General features: G+C 33.6%; 13 protein-coding genes and 1 pseudogene. 13 read left to right on the forward strand and 1 reads right to left on the reverse strand.

The window, feature by feature from the left end:
* Position 1: 1 nt before the first annotated feature.
* Both wecC and ESV24_RS03700 read left to right on the forward strand, forming a co-directional pair.
* Entirely contained in the window at positions 2-1222 is a 1221-nt protein-coding gene (wecC, locus tag ESV24_RS03695; RefSeq protein WP_170227861.1) for a UDP-N-acetyl-D-mannosamine dehydrogenase, read from the forward strand.
* Between the two features lie 18 nt (positions 1223-1240).
* Positions 1241-1717 (forward strand): hypothetical protein, encoded by a 477-nt coding sequence (locus ESV24_RS03700; protein ID WP_146743139.1) that lies wholly within the window; start codon positions 1241-1243, stop codon positions 1715-1717.
* A 26-nt stretch (positions 1718-1743) separates the two neighbouring features.
* On the opposite strand, the gene ESV24_RS03705 is transcribed toward ESV24_RS03700, so the two are convergent.
* Positions 1744-2373, reverse strand: coding sequence for a class I SAM-dependent methyltransferase (locus tag ESV24_RS03705; protein ID WP_146743140.1), 630 nt, complete (start codon positions 2371-2373; stop codon positions 1744-1746).
* 221 nt (positions 2374-2594) lie between these two features.
* Between ESV24_RS03705 and ESV24_RS03710 the strand changes: the two genes are divergently transcribed.
* From ESV24_RS03710 to ESV24_RS03760, 11 genes and pseudogenes are all read left to right on the forward strand, one after another.
* On the forward strand, positions 2595-3833 hold the full coding sequence (locus ESV24_RS03710) for an MATE family efflux transporter (protein ID WP_111815317.1): 1239 nt from the start codon (positions 2595-2597) through the stop codon (positions 3831-3833).
* Between the two features lie 14 nt (positions 3834-3847).
* The gene (asnB, locus tag ESV24_RS03715) at positions 3848-5680 is read left to right on the forward strand and encodes an asparagine synthase (glutamine-hydrolyzing) (RefSeq protein WP_111815318.1); all 1833 of its coding nucleotides are present in this window, start codon (positions 3848-3850) and stop codon (positions 5678-5680) included.
* A 165-nt stretch (positions 5681-5845) separates the two neighbouring features.
* The gene (locus ESV24_RS03720; protein WP_111815319.1) at positions 5846-7099 is read left to right on the forward strand and encodes an O-antigen ligase family protein; all 1254 of its coding nucleotides are present in this window, start codon (positions 5846-5848) and stop codon (positions 7097-7099) included.
* Entirely contained in the window at positions 7096-8175 is a 1080-nt protein-coding gene (locus tag ESV24_RS03725) for a glycosyltransferase family 4 protein (protein WP_111815320.1), read from the forward strand. Before ESV24_RS03720 ends, ESV24_RS03725 begins: the two co-directional genes overlap by 4 nt.
* A gap of 338 nt (positions 8176-8513) precedes the next feature.
* A pseudogene (locus ESV24_RS15655) lies at positions 8514-8669 on the forward strand (DapH/DapD/GlmU-related protein); the annotation flags it as partial.
* A gap of 25 nt (positions 8670-8694) precedes the next feature.
* Entirely contained in the window at positions 8695-9993 is a 1299-nt protein-coding gene (locus tag ESV24_RS03735) for an O-antigen ligase family protein (RefSeq protein WP_111815322.1), read from the forward strand.
* The gene (locus ESV24_RS03740; RefSeq protein ID WP_111815323.1) at positions 9975-11141 is read left to right on the forward strand and encodes a hypothetical protein; all 1167 of its coding nucleotides are present in this window, start codon (positions 9975-9977) and stop codon (positions 11139-11141) included. Before ESV24_RS03735 ends, ESV24_RS03740 begins: the two co-directional genes overlap by 19 nt.
* Positions 11134-11871 (forward strand): WecB/TagA/CpsF family glycosyltransferase, encoded by a 738-nt coding sequence (locus ESV24_RS03745; RefSeq protein WP_111815324.1) that lies wholly within the window; start codon positions 11134-11136, stop codon positions 11869-11871. Before ESV24_RS03740 ends, ESV24_RS03745 begins: the two co-directional genes overlap by 8 nt.
* Before the next feature lie 407 nt (positions 11872-12278).
* On the forward strand, positions 12279-13397 hold the full coding sequence (locus ESV24_RS03750; RefSeq protein ID WP_160110592.1) for an O-antigen ligase family protein: 1119 nt from the start codon (positions 12279-12281) through the stop codon (positions 13395-13397).
* Positions 13398-13520: 123 nt separating this feature from the next.
* Positions 13521-14834 (forward strand): UDP-glucose dehydrogenase family protein, encoded by a 1314-nt coding sequence (locus tag ESV24_RS03755; protein WP_111815326.1) that lies wholly within the window; start codon positions 13521-13523, stop codon positions 14832-14834.
* Positions 14831-15817 carry a UDP-glucuronic acid decarboxylase family protein gene (locus ESV24_RS03760; protein ID WP_111815327.1) on the forward strand — a complete coding sequence of 329 codons (987 nt, stop codon included), beginning with the start codon at positions 14831-14833 and terminating at the stop codon, positions 15815-15817. Before ESV24_RS03755 ends, ESV24_RS03760 begins: the two co-directional genes overlap by 4 nt.
* Positions 15818-15820: the final 3 nt, after the last annotated feature.

Below are 15820 nucleotides of genomic sequence, written 5' to 3' on the forward strand. Positions count from 1 at the left end.
AATGGAAAACAAACCCACAGTGGTTATGATGGGGCTTGGTTATATTGGCCTTCCCACCGCAGCACTGATAGCGAGTAAAAAATTAAATGTTACAGGTGTAGATATTTCGCATCGTGTAGTAAATACAATAAACGAAGGCAAAATCCACATAGTAGAACCAGATCTTGATGGCTTAGTTCATCATGTGGTGAAGCAAGGCTATCTCCAGGCTTCAACAAAGCCGATAGCGGCAGATGTTTATTTGATCGCTGTTCCAACACCCTTTAAGGAAAACCATATGCCAGACCTCTCTTTTGTTGAAAGCGCGGTTAAAAGTATTATTACTACCCTTCAAAAAGGAGCATTGGTTATTTTGGAATCTACTAGCCCAGTTGGAACAACCCATAAAATTCAAGAAATAATTTTTAAGGAACGCCCCGACCTAAAAGGTGAAATCTATATTGCATATTGCCCAGAACGTGTGTTACCTGGTAACGTAATCTACGAATTGGAACAAAACGATCGTGTAATAGGTGGAATTGACGAGGCTTCTACGGAAAAGGCAGTTTGGTTTTATAAACATTTCGTTAAAGGTGAACTTCACAAAACAAATTCACAAACCGCTGAAATGTGCAAATTGGTGGAAAACTCATCACGCGATGTGCAGATAGCTTTTGCCAATGAACTCTCAATGATTTGTGATAAAGCAAACATAGATGTGTGGAAATTGATTCGTTTGGCAAACAAGCACCCACGCGTAAACATTCTTCAGCCAGGAACAGGTGTTGGCGGCCACTGTATAGCCGTGGATCCTTGGTTTATAGTTTCGGAATTTCCAGAAGAATCTAAAATAATCCGTTCTGCGCGCGAAATCAATAATTATAAAACAGAATGGGTTATTGAAAAAGTGAAAAATGCCGCCCTCCAATTTAAGATTGATAATGGAAGAGGTGCCGTCATTTCTTGCATGGGCCTTGCCTTTAAACCTAATATTGATGATTTACGCGAGTCACCTGCCCTTCATGTTGCTGAACAATTGCAAAAAGATGGATTCAATGTTTTATTCATTGAGCCAAATTTAAACAAATACCCAAAATACAATTTAACGTCACTAAATGATGTGAGAGAAAAGACCGATATTATTGTTTTTCTCGTTGCCCACAAAGAATTTATGGCAATGGAGATAGATGGAAATATAAAAATTTTGGATTTTTGTGGGGTAAGAAATCAATCCCAAAATTAATGAAAAACTAAAAGTGCTATGAAAACCGTTTTTTCTAGGATGGCCATATTTGTCACTATATTGTTTTTTGCTACTTCTTGTGAGAACCGTACATTACAGGAAAATCTTAATACGGGCTTACTACATTACAAAAAGGTAAGATTTATAAACAGAGGTTTTATAGATGGTTATGGAATAGAAAAAATTGCTTTTTTCAAAGAGCAAGACTCCAATTATACTTTTGTCTTAAAAATGTATGACAATGCAGTAAATGACACAGTGGAAAAGTATAGGCTTGGCATTGTTTTTTTTCCTGAAGGCGACACGCTTGCGCCATTCTCAAAGTGGTGGTTTATGGAACCTACAATGAAGAAGGTAGGGAAATATAAATATGTAATTGAAAAAGTTTTTCTGCCTTATCAAAAGTTAGACAGCATAAGGCTGTTTTTAACAGATAGGAAGGGTTATAATGGGGTTAAAGGAAATGTACTTAATTTGAAAAACCTCAGGTTATAAGGAAAGATATTTTAAGAATGTTTTTTCTAATCCTTTACTAATATTAAAGACTTGGTCATCAACGCAATTTTTTCATCATAAATTTTAGCCTCAGGAAAGAGTTTTTTCAACTCTTTTCTTGAAAGCAGATCACAACCTTCCACAGCTGTTTTGGCATCTTCATAATCCGTTTTTTTCTCATACCAGCCCAATTTGAAGTTCTGCACCAGTTTTATACGTATAGATTTTGGAAACCATTGAAAAAATGGTGTCAAAAAATGTGGTTCAACTGGAAACCAATAATTGGGCGTCTGTAAATAATATTTTTCCGCTACCCGTTTAGTTTCTTCAGCAAACTGTACTTTTCGCTCCCAAGTATCCCCCACGTGTTCTATAACAGAATTTGAGTGTGAAATATGAAATGATTTGTCGTGTATTCCAACTAGATTACATCCATCGCCATCTATAAAGGTAAAAAGCTCATCATCCTCAAACATTGCTGTGGTATCCGGAAGATTTACAGCAGTAATATGCACATTTTTTGAAATTAAAAAATCTGTTGGAATTATTTTCCAATAAGTTTTGGTTCCACCTATATCGATGATATTTACTTTTCCATATTCAGCATAACAGTCATTTATCATTTTAATTATACGCGCTGAACGTTTTTTTCTCATTTTGAATGCAAAGGATTTTTCAGACTTGTAATTTATAAGTTTTTTAGCTATAAAATTTGTTATGGACATAGAGTGATATTAAATATTTGGCTAAAATACTCAAAAATATATATTATAGTTTCAGAACATCTGAATAAGTAAAATGATTTTTTAAATCATATTTAAGATATATGCTTTAAAAATTTAAAAGACTATTTTTGCATCTCTGCAAACCTTCTTGGATGTCAAGCGTTTTTTTAAAGAATTTATTTTTCAATAATATTTCACAAGGGCTGCAATTTGGCTCTCGCTGGTTTTTCAATTTAATATTGATAACCGTACTTTCAGATGTCAATTTTGGTATTTTTGCCTATGCAATAGCACTATCAAATATTCTAATCCCAATTTTACCATTTGGAAGCCCAGTATATTTAATAGGATTTGTCTCCCCAAAAAATAAAAATCTAATACTTGCAGATTCTTTAGCCATACTAATTTCATTTTCGCTTGTGGCTTTGTTCTTATATGTATGTTTGCTTCCCTTTAAAATTGAATATTACCACGTTCTTTTCTACGGTTTAATTTTAGGATTTCTTTATGCACTCAATACCATATTGTATTTTTATTTTAAAAGCTTGGGTAAATTTCTGGAGGAAATCAAGGCATCCTTCCTATCATTCATATTGATTTTAATTTTTATTGGTTACAATTTCTTTTTTCAGAATAAAATAACTGATGTTACTCTCATTTTAGTTTTACTGATATTTATTAATCTTTGTGTTACACTTTATCTTTTTCTTTTTAGCAAGTATATAAATGTTAGAAAAATATTTCAAAACCTAAAGCAATCATTTCAAAATCTTCCAAACTTGATAAAAGCCAGAATGTATTTCGGTCTTCAAGAAATTATGGGTGCATCTTATTCTCAACTTGGTATGTTTGTTCTCTTCTATTTTTTAATAGAAGAACGTTACGCAGCTTATAGAAAAATGTTTATTATAATTGCACCAATATATTTACTGTCAGTAACATTTTCACAAGTATTGTTACACCATCTTAAAAATTATTACGGTAAATCTGTTATTATAGAATTTAGAAAATATCAGAAATATACTATTGTAGGAGCCATTATTGTAACAGCTCTTCTATATTTTTTCAGAGAATTTTTATTAGAGACTCTTGGAAAGTTAAATTTTACGGAAAACATTAATAATGCATTTATTATTGTTATAATCGTATGTTTCGTTCGCTTCCTCTATGGAAATTACGAAATGCTATTGGTTAAAATAGATAAACAAAAATCGAGATTTTGGATTATGTTAATTGCCGGTATTGCAAACGTTCTTAGTATAGTTATATTAGTGCCGAAATTCGATTTAATGGGTGCTGTATTTACGGACATTATTTCAAATTTAGTAGTTCTATTTGGTGTAATGATTATTTCAGAAAGAACAATAAGAAAGTCAACACAAATTGATTAAAAAAGAAAAATTCTATGTGCGGAATTCTTGGTGCAGTAAACAAACATTTTGATGAAAGTACACTTACTCTAATAAATCATCGAGGTCCAGATTCCCTTGGTGTTAAGAAATTTGAAGTTGGCACTCACAAAGTTCTGTTAGGGATGACTCGCTTGGCCATTGTTGATCTTTCAGAAGCTGGAAAGCAACCTATGATGTCTTCTTGCGGTAATTATGCCATTATTTTTAATGGTGAAATATACAACCATATGCAATTGAGAGAAAAATTGCTGGAAACTGAATTTAAAGGTCATTCAGACACTGAAACAGTGTTGTATTATTTAAAAAAATTCGGAATAGACGCTGTTAAGGATTTCAATGGTATATTCGGTTTCTCTTTTCTGGATATTTCTGCGAGAAAAATTTTTTTGGCCCGTGATATTTTTGGCGTAAAGCCTTTATACTATTTGGTTCGAGGTGAAAGTTTAGTTTTCTCTTCTGAAATAAGAACGATTAAAAATATTGAAAATCAAACATTATCTATAGACGAGGATAATCTAGCCACACTTCTTAAACTTCGTTACTTACCTTCTCCATTAACGTTATATGCTCAAATAAATAAAATTAAACCTGGGCATTATATTTCAGTAGATTTGGAAAATCCACATTTCGATATTATTGAGAAATACTTTGTTAAACCCCAGAAGAAACAAAATATTCCAATAGGATATCCCATAGTTGAAATGTATGGCAAATATTTGGATGAAGCTGTAAAAAGACAATTAATGGCTGATGTTGAAGTAGGTATATTGTTAAGTGGAGGAATTGATAGCGCCGTTATTGCCGCATTGGCGCAAAAAAATTCTAAAAAAAAACTTAAGGCATTTACAATTGGATTTGAAGGCGATTATGAAGAAGATGAAATAGAACAGGCCGAAAAAACAGCCGAGATATTAGGTCTTGAACATTATTCTAAAAAGATAAACTTTACTGATTTTTTATCTATCATTAAAGAAACTACACGCATAATTGAAGAACCTTTGGCTACAACTTCATCCATCCCCATGTATTTTCTGGCACAGATGGCTTCAAGCCATGTAAAAGTGGTTCTTACAGGGCAAGGTGCCGACGAACCTTTGGGAGGTTATCAAAAATATCAAGGAGAACTTATTTCTCAAAGAATTCCTCGTGGATTAATTAATCTTTCAAAGAAGATAATTCCGTATACAGGTATTAAAAGCGAGAAAATATTAAGAGCATCAAAATCACTTGGGGAGCCAGAGGATATTAAACGTTTCTTGAACGTTTCGTCACTTTTCTCGAATGATGAAATAGGAAGGCTTCTTAAAGTTGGTAATAGCAAAGCAAGTGGATTAATTGAGTATTTTTACAATCTGCTAGACCTTAAACAAAAAAAATATTCTGTAGAGCGAATGATGGCGCTGGACACCCGAATGAATCTTGCAGATGATCTTTTGCTTTATACAGATAAAATTTCGATGAATTTTTCTTTGGAATGTAGAGTCCCAATGCTGGATTTAGAATTGGTTAATTTTATAGAATCCTTACCTATCGATCAACGTATAAAAATTGGCAAATCCAAAATCATTCATAAAAAGTTTGCAAAAGAGATTTTACCTCTAGAAATAATAAATAGAAAAAAGATGGCATTTCAATCCCCTACAAATTTTTGGTTTAAAAAACATCATAAAGTTATAACGGAGCTACTTTTGGGGTCGAGCGCTTTTACCAATATTCTTGATGAAAAGGAAGTTAAAGCTATTATCAATCAACATATAGAAGGATATAATCGAGAAAAACAAATATTCTTGATGTTGAGCGTTTATTATTGGCTAGAATATTTTTAAATGTTTACAATTATTCAGAATATGGCAGATTCTATTTTCATATGTCGAAAATCGTTTAGAAACAGCAATTTAATACGTCAATTCCTTTCTCTAAATTAGTAATTTTGAAATCTCAATAAGCAACATTTAATTTTTTATTGAATTGTTGTTTGCATAAGATGAATTATGTTCAAAATAAAATATCTTGACAAGCTTATAATTTTTCTAATGTTTTGGCTCTTACCGGTCGATACATTGCACGGCTTCGTAATGCAGAAAGGAATTAATTTGCCAATAAGTATTGGCCAATTCTATAAATTTATTATTATTGTACTTCTACTGTTTCGGTTTTTATTTCGTCCTAAATCACTTTTTATTTCGGTTTTCTTCGTTTTAATTCTTATACTTCCTACTGTCTATCAAATTATTAAGCAAGGGGATGTTACTTTTCTTTTTTCCGATATAATTAAAATCTCTAAATACTTAGCCCCACTTTTTGCATTTCTCTTTTTTGTTGATTATATAAAGAGGGAGGGAGAACACGGTATAAAAATTCTTTTAAAACTTATTCAGTTTTCTTACATTATATTAATAGGAAACGTGTTTCTTAAGTATGTGGGGTTGGGGTATCCCATGTATGAATACGGGAATATTGGAAGTAAGGGATTTATATATGCGGGAAATGAAATTTCTGCACTCCTGGTTATATTAAGTGCCATAATTGCTTATGATTTATGGAGAAGAGGAGAAAATCTGAAATATTTTTTATTTTGGGGTCTAACGTTTTTCGCGGGGTTAACAGTAGGTTCAAAAACAGGGTCAATTGGAGTATTGGTAATTTTTTTGTTGATACCGTTAAAGCGCCCATCATTTAGAATCAGTTTAAAAAAAATATTATTTTTCTTTATATCTTTTTTTGCAATAATCCCCGCAGCACTATATTTTGCCTGGTTTTATATTCAAGATACACAGCTTTATATTAGACTGGACTATTTTTATAAAAAATCTGATTTTTTGACGTTTATATTATCAAACAGGAATGTTTTTTTCGAAAACGCACATAAAAATTATATTGAAGAGTACAGCTTATTAGAAAAAATTATTGGAATTGGACAAACAAATTATGAATCTTTAAATAATGGCCAAATAGTTGAAATCGATATGGCTGATATATTATTTTCACTGGGTATTTTTGGCTTAATTTATCTATTTGCTATTACGCTTTTTCTTTTAATTCAAGCTTTTCGTTTTTCGACAAACCGTAATTATACTTATTCAAAATTTGTTCTGTTAATGATTTTCGTATTATTTGGTATATCAGCCACAGCTGGGCATATATATAGTTCAGCTATGATAGCGGTTTTTATGGGATTACTTTTCGCTTTAATGTATTTTAAAAAAGATGTAAGTAATGAAGAATTAAATACTATCGACAGATGAAAATATTCCTAATATCAAATATGTATCCTTCCAAAACAGATCCACTGTTTGGCGTTTTTGTGAAAAATTTCAGAGAAGAACTTGAGAATAGAGGTGTAGATTTTGCCGCCGTTTCCGTGATTGAGGGGAAACGTTTTCACAGAATTCAAAAATTATTTACCTATTTAAAATATTATCTCTCTATTGCCTACAACTATATTTTCAAAAATTATAATTGTGTTTATGTTCATGTAATTACTCATAATTCTCCGATCATGGCCTTCCTTCTTTTAATTTTTGGCAAAAAGAAACCGCTCGTAATAAATGTACACGGGGATGATGTAATAAGCTCCAAGGGAAAAAAAATAGATAGGCTCAATAGGTTCGTTCTAAAAAAGGCTGACTTGATTGTTGTACCATCTTCATATTTTAAACAATTGGTAGTAGCCAATTATCCTTTCCTAAGAGCAAAGCGAATATTAGTGTCTCCATCAGCCGGCGTAGATATTGAAAAATTTTATCCTGTTCCCAGGGCAGAAAATACGATACCAATTATTGGGATGATTTCTAGAATAGATGCCGGAAAAGGGTGGGATATTTTTCTAGATGCGCTGGCAGTTTTAAAGAACGCAAATGTGGGTTTTATTTCTAAAATTGCTGGTCAAGGATTGGAGCAGCAGGCTATGCAAAAAAAAATCATCGATTTAAATCTAACAGATAATGTGTCCTTTTTAGGTCTCATTAAACAAGATAAATTGGTACACTTGTACAATGAATTGGACATAATGGTTTTTCCTACGCAGAAGTCTGAAAGCTTGGGTCTAGTTGGTTTAGAGGCAATGGCTTGCAAGGTTCCCGTAATTGGCAGTAACATTGCAGGATTAAAAACATATATAAGCCACACGGTAAATGGTTTCTTATTTTCACCGGGAGATGCGGGCGCGTTGGCGGAAAACATAATGAATTTTCTGGATCTTTCAGGTGTTGACAAGGATCAAATGCGCAATGCTGCATACCGCACAGCAAAAGATTATGAAAGTAAGATAGTTATGGACAACTTACATAAAAACCTGGAAAAATTATGTACAAAAAATTGACACTTGGTATTTATTATTTATTGATTTGTCATTTACCGCATTCGCGGTTTCTTTCTTTTACAAGTGCTATTCGTGTGTGGTACGTTTCTAGGATATTGAAACTGATGCCCTATGACAAAAACAGTAAAATTGAACATAATGTATATCTTTCAAATGGCATTGGTATTTCTATAGGCTATAATTGCCGTATAAATGAAAATGTTTTTATTCAGAAGGCTACTATAGGTAATAATGTTCTAATAGCTCCAAATGTTTCAATATTAAGCACATCACACCTTCATGAAAACACAGAAATTCCAATTGTGTTACAAGGTGATACCCTGCCAAACCCACCGTTTATTGCGGACAATGTTTGGATAGGCAGAAATGTTGTAATTATGCCTGGAATTAAAATTGGCGAAGGTTCAATTATTGGTGCTGGTGCAATTGTAACTAAAAACGTGGAGCCCTTCTCTATAATGGGAGGAGTGCCTGCCAAGTTGATAAAATCAAGGATATAAATTATCGATATTGTAAAAAATGAAAAACAAACTTAGTCTTATTAAAAACATCGTTTGTTTTTCAATGGCTTTTTTCCTACCCATCCATATTGGTATAAGTAACGTTTTCTTGGTGCTATTCTTTGTGGTGTCAACTTATCTTGTAATTACCGAAAAACGTTTTCATTCAATAAAAATTAGAGCACTCTACTTCTCACTTATTCCAATCGTTCTATTATACATTTTCGGACTATTTTTTTCTTTCCCTATTTTTAAAGGAATTGATATTATAGGAAGAAATATATCGTTTTTACTCTGTCCATTAATTTTCTCCTGGTTTAACAATCAAGAACTAACAAAAATTAGAAAAAGTTTGTATGGAGGACTTATTTTGGGCTCAATCCTATCTATCATTATTTTACTTATTAACAACTTTCTAAATTATTTTGCCACAAGGCCATTTTTAAAATTTGATGACGAAATATTTAATTACTATTATACCTATAATTATTTTACATCTTCCCTTGAAATACATCCCACCTATCTTGGTGTTTATTTTGTTATAGCATTAGTAATATTGATAAGAGATTTTTTTGGAAGAGGACAAATAAATTATTATTTAAAGATTATTGGAATTGTTATTCTTTCCGCAGGCATTCTATTTTTGAATTCAAGAATGGTTTATTTTCTTTTTTCCGTGGCTGTAATTGGTGCAATATTATATAGTGCAATATTGTTTTTTCGGAAAAGATACTATAAACAATTGTTGATACTGACAATAGTAAGTGTTTGTGGTATTTTCTTGAGTTTTAACTTAATTTCAAAAACTTTTATAGTATCACGCTTTACAGACGAACTTGCTTGGGAGCTTAGTGATCAAGTGGACACAAGTTATAACAATAAAAATGTTGTTGCAGATTCGCGAATTGCACGTTGGGCGACTGTGCTGAAAACTATTTCTGAAAAACCAATTTTTGGACACGGCACCCATTCTGAGAAAGATATTTTGGCAGCTGGTTATAAAAAAGATGGTTTGCTCATATCCTATAAAAATAGGTACGATGCCCATAATATTTATATGTCATTTGCAGTAGAATTTGGAATAGTTGGGCTTTTCATCCTTCTTTTTTATCTACTTTCAAATTTGTGGATAGCAATAAAAGCCAAGGATTTAGAATATGCATTTTTGATCTTTGCCATTATTTCAGTTGGCTGTTTTGAAAGTTACTTGAAAAATAACGCTGCAATTACATTTGTTGCTATGTTTGGGAGTATGCTTCTTTTTTACAATTTGGACAAAAATTCAAAAAATAAGGTCCGATGCAAATTAAAAAAATAAATGTTTTTTTTGAGTCACACCTGGCAGGCATCCTTTTTCTGCTTTTCTTTTTTTCCGAAGCTTACAGTAAATATTGTATTGTATACTCAGATGGAAAATCTCTAATTCCAGCAGCTATCAAATTTTTGGCAATTACCTTTTTTATTATTATGTGTATAAGGCCCTATCAAAACTTATTGCGTATAGTATCGTTGGGAGTTGTTTTTTGCGTTGGTCAATTATTTATTGATCAGGGGTTTACGACAAACATTTTATTGAGTTTTACAAAATTCATTTTCCCCATACTCCTATTTACTTATTTTCATATATATAAACAATCTGGTAGAAGTAGACAGCTATTTTTTTCAATTTTTGAATTAATTTTAATAATAAATTCAGTTTTAATAATAATGGGATTTCTGTTCGATATTCATTTATTCGACTCTTACAGAGGTGGGAGATTTGGATATAATGGTTTGATTATAAGCTCCTCAACGGCTTCTTATGTTTATACACTTACTCTTTTTTATCTCCTATTAAAATACAAATCTTTATTTTTTAAAAATTGGAGGAGCTTCCTAATATTGTTTTCATGTATTCTAATTGGAACAAAACTTCTTTATATCTCAATATTAGGAACTTTGTTTGTTTTCATTTTTTATTATGCCAATCTAAAAAGAATTCAAAAGCAAATATTCTTCCTTACTTTGGCGCTATTGGGTTTCATTTTTATTTATTTATTTTTCTTCCAGTATGGCACTTTCAACAAAATAAGAGAGCAGCAAGGTCTAATCTCTTCGGTTCTCTCCTTCCGTGACGATCTTTTATTTAATACAACAATACCTTTTATACAGAATAATTGGAAGTGGCCGAATTATCTTTTTGGTGGAATACCAGATCTTTCATTACGTTCGCAAATGGGATTTATAGATGTATTTTTATTTTGGGGTATTCTTGGAGGAATTTTGTACTTATATTATTTTTGTAGAATTTACGTAACTTTTGCTCTGACCAAAAGCGTTTTATATTTTCTATTTATCTTAGTAATTGTAGTATTTTTGGCTGGAAATTTTTTCGAAAATGCTTCTGTGGCCATTTATTTATTAATATTAAAAGAGAGGCTGATTGATGATAGTACTTTTGCTCAAAAGAAAACTATAAATGAATAGAATCCAAATCCTAAACACCACCATAGACAACCTCTCCATGCAAGAAACCCTTGCTTTGGTACAGGAAAAAATAAAGACTGGTGAGCAGCTCCATCACGTAGTGGTGAATGCAGGAAAAGTTGTGGCTATGCAAAAGGATATTGAGCTGCGCCATGTTGTAAACCAATGCCATATTATCAATGCTGACGGCCAATCAGTTGTTTGGGCTTCACGCTTTTTAGGAAAACCACTTAAGGAACGCGTTGCCGGAATAGACTTAATGGCCAGCCTTGTGGAAATGGCACATAAAAACCACAATAAAATCTTTCTTTTCGGAGCAAAAGAAGAAGTGGTTAAAAACGTTGTCGAGAAATACTCTGAAATCTACAGTCCCGATATTATAGCTGGTTATCGCAATGGTTATTTTAACCCTTCCGAAGAGAAAGAAATTGCCCAACAGATTGCAGACAGCGGAACGCAAATGCTTTTCGTGGCAATCTCTTCCCCCATTAAAGAAAATTTTCTTTACAAATACCGCGACCTCCTTAAAAACGTAAACCTAATTATGGGCGTAGGCGGCAGTTTTGATGTGGTAGCCGGAAAAACAAAACGAGCGCCTTCTTGGATGCAAAACGCCGGGCTGGAATGGTTCTATCGCTTTGCCCAAGAGCCAAAACGCATGTGGAAACGCTATTTGGTGGGAAATTCAAAATTTATCTTTTTAGTTCTTAAAGAAAGATTTTCTAAATAAACTACTTTAGTTTTTAACCGAAACTTAGCTGCCCGATTGCAAACAATACAATAATTGTCTTGTACTTGTCTTGTCATAAAAAGGCCAGTCGCAGATACTCCATAGATAAGCCACGGATAAGCCATAGATGGTTCATTAAAACGTAAGAAAAACCCCCTTTTTTCCTACAAATATAAAACAGTCCAATTAGGACAATCAATTTAGTTTAACCAGACAGATCACATGGGTAATATCTACTTGATCAAAAGAGGGTTTTTTAACAATAGTTTTTTATCTTCCCCTAAAATTTATCAGACTTCCATTTTATCATGAGGATACTGCTCTCCGCCATATACCCCTATGCTTTTTTGCTGCTCTACCTCATTATTCCTTTTGACAATTACATAAGGGCGTTGCCAAACATACTAATGGCAATTTTAGTAGTCGCCTTTCCTTTTATTGTAAAAAAAGAAGATTTCAAAAAACTGAAATCACTACCCATCGCCATATTTTTGATCCTTTTTGCATATCTATTGATTGATTCGTTCAGTAGCGGAAGACTCTTAGAGGATTTCAATATCATTAAAAAAATAATGATTGCCGCTGGTCTCGCCATACTTTACATACCAGTGGCAGATGCAAAGAAAATTAACGGTGCCATTATATTTTCATCCCTAGCAGCTATCCTTTTTTCGGTCTATAATTTTGTACTTATAACCGATGCCACGGGAGGTTTTGCTCTTGGCGACTCTCCACAGGTTATAGAATCACTGTTGATAGATAGACTGTACTTGGGGCTGCTCTGCACCTTCAGTATTTTGATTTCCTTTCAAGGAATTCAGAAAAAATACCATCCAAATAACAATTATTATTTAGCAAACATTCTAATTAATGCGCTCTTTATAATTTTAATCGCTTCAAAAATTGCCGTCGTTTCGTTGTTCATTTTATTGTTGATTAAACAGTTTTATGGTCAACGGAAAATTTGGAAAATTTTAATTGCCGCATTCGCAATAACTGCGGTCGTGGGACTGTTTTTTGTTATTAGAAACGAACAAAGCATTCAATCCAGTCAAAAAGAAAATCTCAAAAACCCTCCGGCCTTTATTGAAAACTCAATGACTTATGAATTAAGGGCAGTGGTATGGAATTGCGCACAAACCATAATTAATGAAGATGGCTTTACTCTAACAGGAATTGGGTTTGACGCTACTAAAGATGAATTGGTTGCTTGTTATAAAACTCAAATTTCCGATATAGAGAAAAGTGAAAAATTTGTTTCCAAACGTTATAATACCCACAACCAGTTTTTAGATTTCTATTTAAGTGCGGGCTTTATTGCACTTTTTATTTTTTTGGCTTTTGTAGTTGTCAGCTTTATTACAAACCGAAAACAATTTTTCCCCACCGCTATGTTAGCAATATTGCTGATGTATTGTATGGTTGAAAATTTATTTCACAGACAGATTGGAGCTTATTATGTAGGGTTCATTTTGATTGTACTAATAACAAGTGCCAAACCAGCGGAAAACAACAGTTTAAAATAGATATAAAAAGAATTGCAAATTGTACTTTTGCAATCGTTAATTTAAAAAAAATACCGCCGCAGTTATCCTGAATAAAGTTCCCAGAACGGGAGATGAAGGGACAACGAAAAGCGGGAGACGAATATGAAAATTTCAGTAATAGGAACAGGCTACGTAGGCTTAGTAACAGGAACCTGTTTGGCAGAAACAGGAAATGAAGTAGTTTGTGTAGACATTGATAAGGCTAAGGTAGAAAAAATGCGAAACGGTGTGGTGCCAATCTATGAGCCACATTTGGACGTTCTTTTTGAAAGAAACATTAAAGCAAATCGTTTAAGATTTACAACTTCATTGGAAGAAGGTTTAGAGCACGGCGAAATTATTTTTTTAGCGCTCCCCACCCCAGAGGATGAAGATGGATCTGCAGACCTTTCCTATGTATTGAATGTTTCCGAAGAGATTGGGATTAAAATAAAAAATTATAAAGTAATAGTAGATAAAAGTACCGTACCAGTGGGTACTTCAGAAAAAGTACACAGCGTAATCGCCAAAAATGCTTCCTGTGATTTTGATGTGGTCTCAAACCCAGAGTTTCTTCGCGAAGGTTTTGCTGTGGACGATTTTTTGAAACCTGAGCGTATAATTATTGGCTCGAGCAGTGAAAAAGCAACCGAGCTAATGAAAAGACTATACAGCCCTTTTGTGCGCTCCGGCAATCCAATTATAGTAATGGACGAAAAATCTGCCGAGCTTACTAAATACGCGGCAAATGCGTTCTTAGCAACCAAAATTACTTTTATGAACGAGATAGCAAACTATTGCGAAAAAGTTGGCGCAGATGTAGATATGGTTCGCGCAGGAATTGGTACAGACAGTCGTATAGGTAAGCGTTTCCTTTTCCCAGGAATTGGTTATGGAGGCTCTTGCTTCCCTAAAGACGTGAAAGCACTTCAGAAAGCTGGCAAGAATGTAAACTACGATTTCAAGATTTTGAATTCTGTAATTGAAATCAATTCGGCCCAAAAAACAGTTTTACTTCCGAAAATTGACAATTATTTCAAAAATGATTTAAAGGGAAAAACAATCGCTATTTGGGGATTGGCCTTTAAGCCTGAAACAGACGATATTCGTGAAGCCCCATCTATCGATATTATGGAAGCCTTACTTCAAAAAGGCACAAAACTTCAAGTTTTTGATCCCGAGGCAATGCCAAATATCAAAAAAAGATTTGGAGATAAATTAAATTATTCCCAATCAATGTACGCCGCACTTGAAGGTGCTGATGCGCTTGTAATCTGCACGGAATGGAGCATTTTCCGGACTCCAGATTACGGCAAATTAAAAGAACTCTTGAAAAATCCAGTTGTTTTTGACGGAAGAAATCTATACAATGTGAATGATATGGAAACAGAAGGATTTACTTATGTTTCTGTTGGAAGAAAGCCAGTGAACTTATGAAGAAACGCGTTTTAATTACCGGTGCGGCTGGATTTTTAGGCTCGCACCTTTGCGATAAATTTATTGCCGAAGATTTCCACGTTATTGCGATGGACAATCTGATTACAGGCGATCTTAAGAATATTCAACATCTTTTTAAACTGCCCGAATTTGAGTTCTACCATCACGACGTCACCAAATTTGTGCACGTTCCCGGAAAAGTAGACTACATACTTCATTTCGCTTCACCAGCAAGCCCAATAGATTATTTAAAAATACCAATCCAAACCCTAAAAGTTGGTTCTTTGGGAACGCACAATCTTCTTGGTTTGGCACGAGAAAAAAATGCAAGAATCCTGATTGCCTCTACTTCTGAAGTTTATGGAGATCCACAGGTTCATCCACAAACCGAAGAATATTACGGAAACGTAAACACAATAGGTCCCCGGGGGGTTTATGATGAGGCAAAGCGCTTTCAGGAATCCATCACGATGGCCTATCACAGATTCCACGGGCTCGAAACCCGCATTGCCCGTATCTTTAATACTTACGGCCCACGTATGCGTCTTAACGATGGTCGTGTTATTCCTGCTTTTATCGGTCAGTCACTTCGGGGTGAAGATCTAACAGTCTTTGGCGATGGTTCGCAAACACGGTCCTTTTGTTATGTTGATGATGAGATTGAGGGCTTGTACCGTTTATTGATGAGCGATTATGCTCTGCCCGTAAATATTGGCAATCCAGAGGAAATAACTATTCTTGATTTTGCGGAGGAAATTATTAAATTAACAGGCACAGAGCAGAAAATAATATTTAAGCCATTGCCGCAGGACGACCCAATGCAACGTGAACCAGATATTACCAAAGCAAGGGAAATATTGGGATGGGAACCTAAAGTATCTAGGGAAGAAGGTATGAAAAAGACATTTGAATACTTTAAGAACCTATCAAAAGAAGAGCTTTTTAAAAGTGAACATAAAGATTTCTCAAAACACAACAGATAAGTA

The organism is Aequorivita lipolytica (assembly GCF_007997135.1).
Taxonomy (GTDB): Bacteria; Bacteroidota; Bacteroidia; order Flavobacteriales; family Flavobacteriaceae; genus Aequorivita; species Aequorivita lipolytica.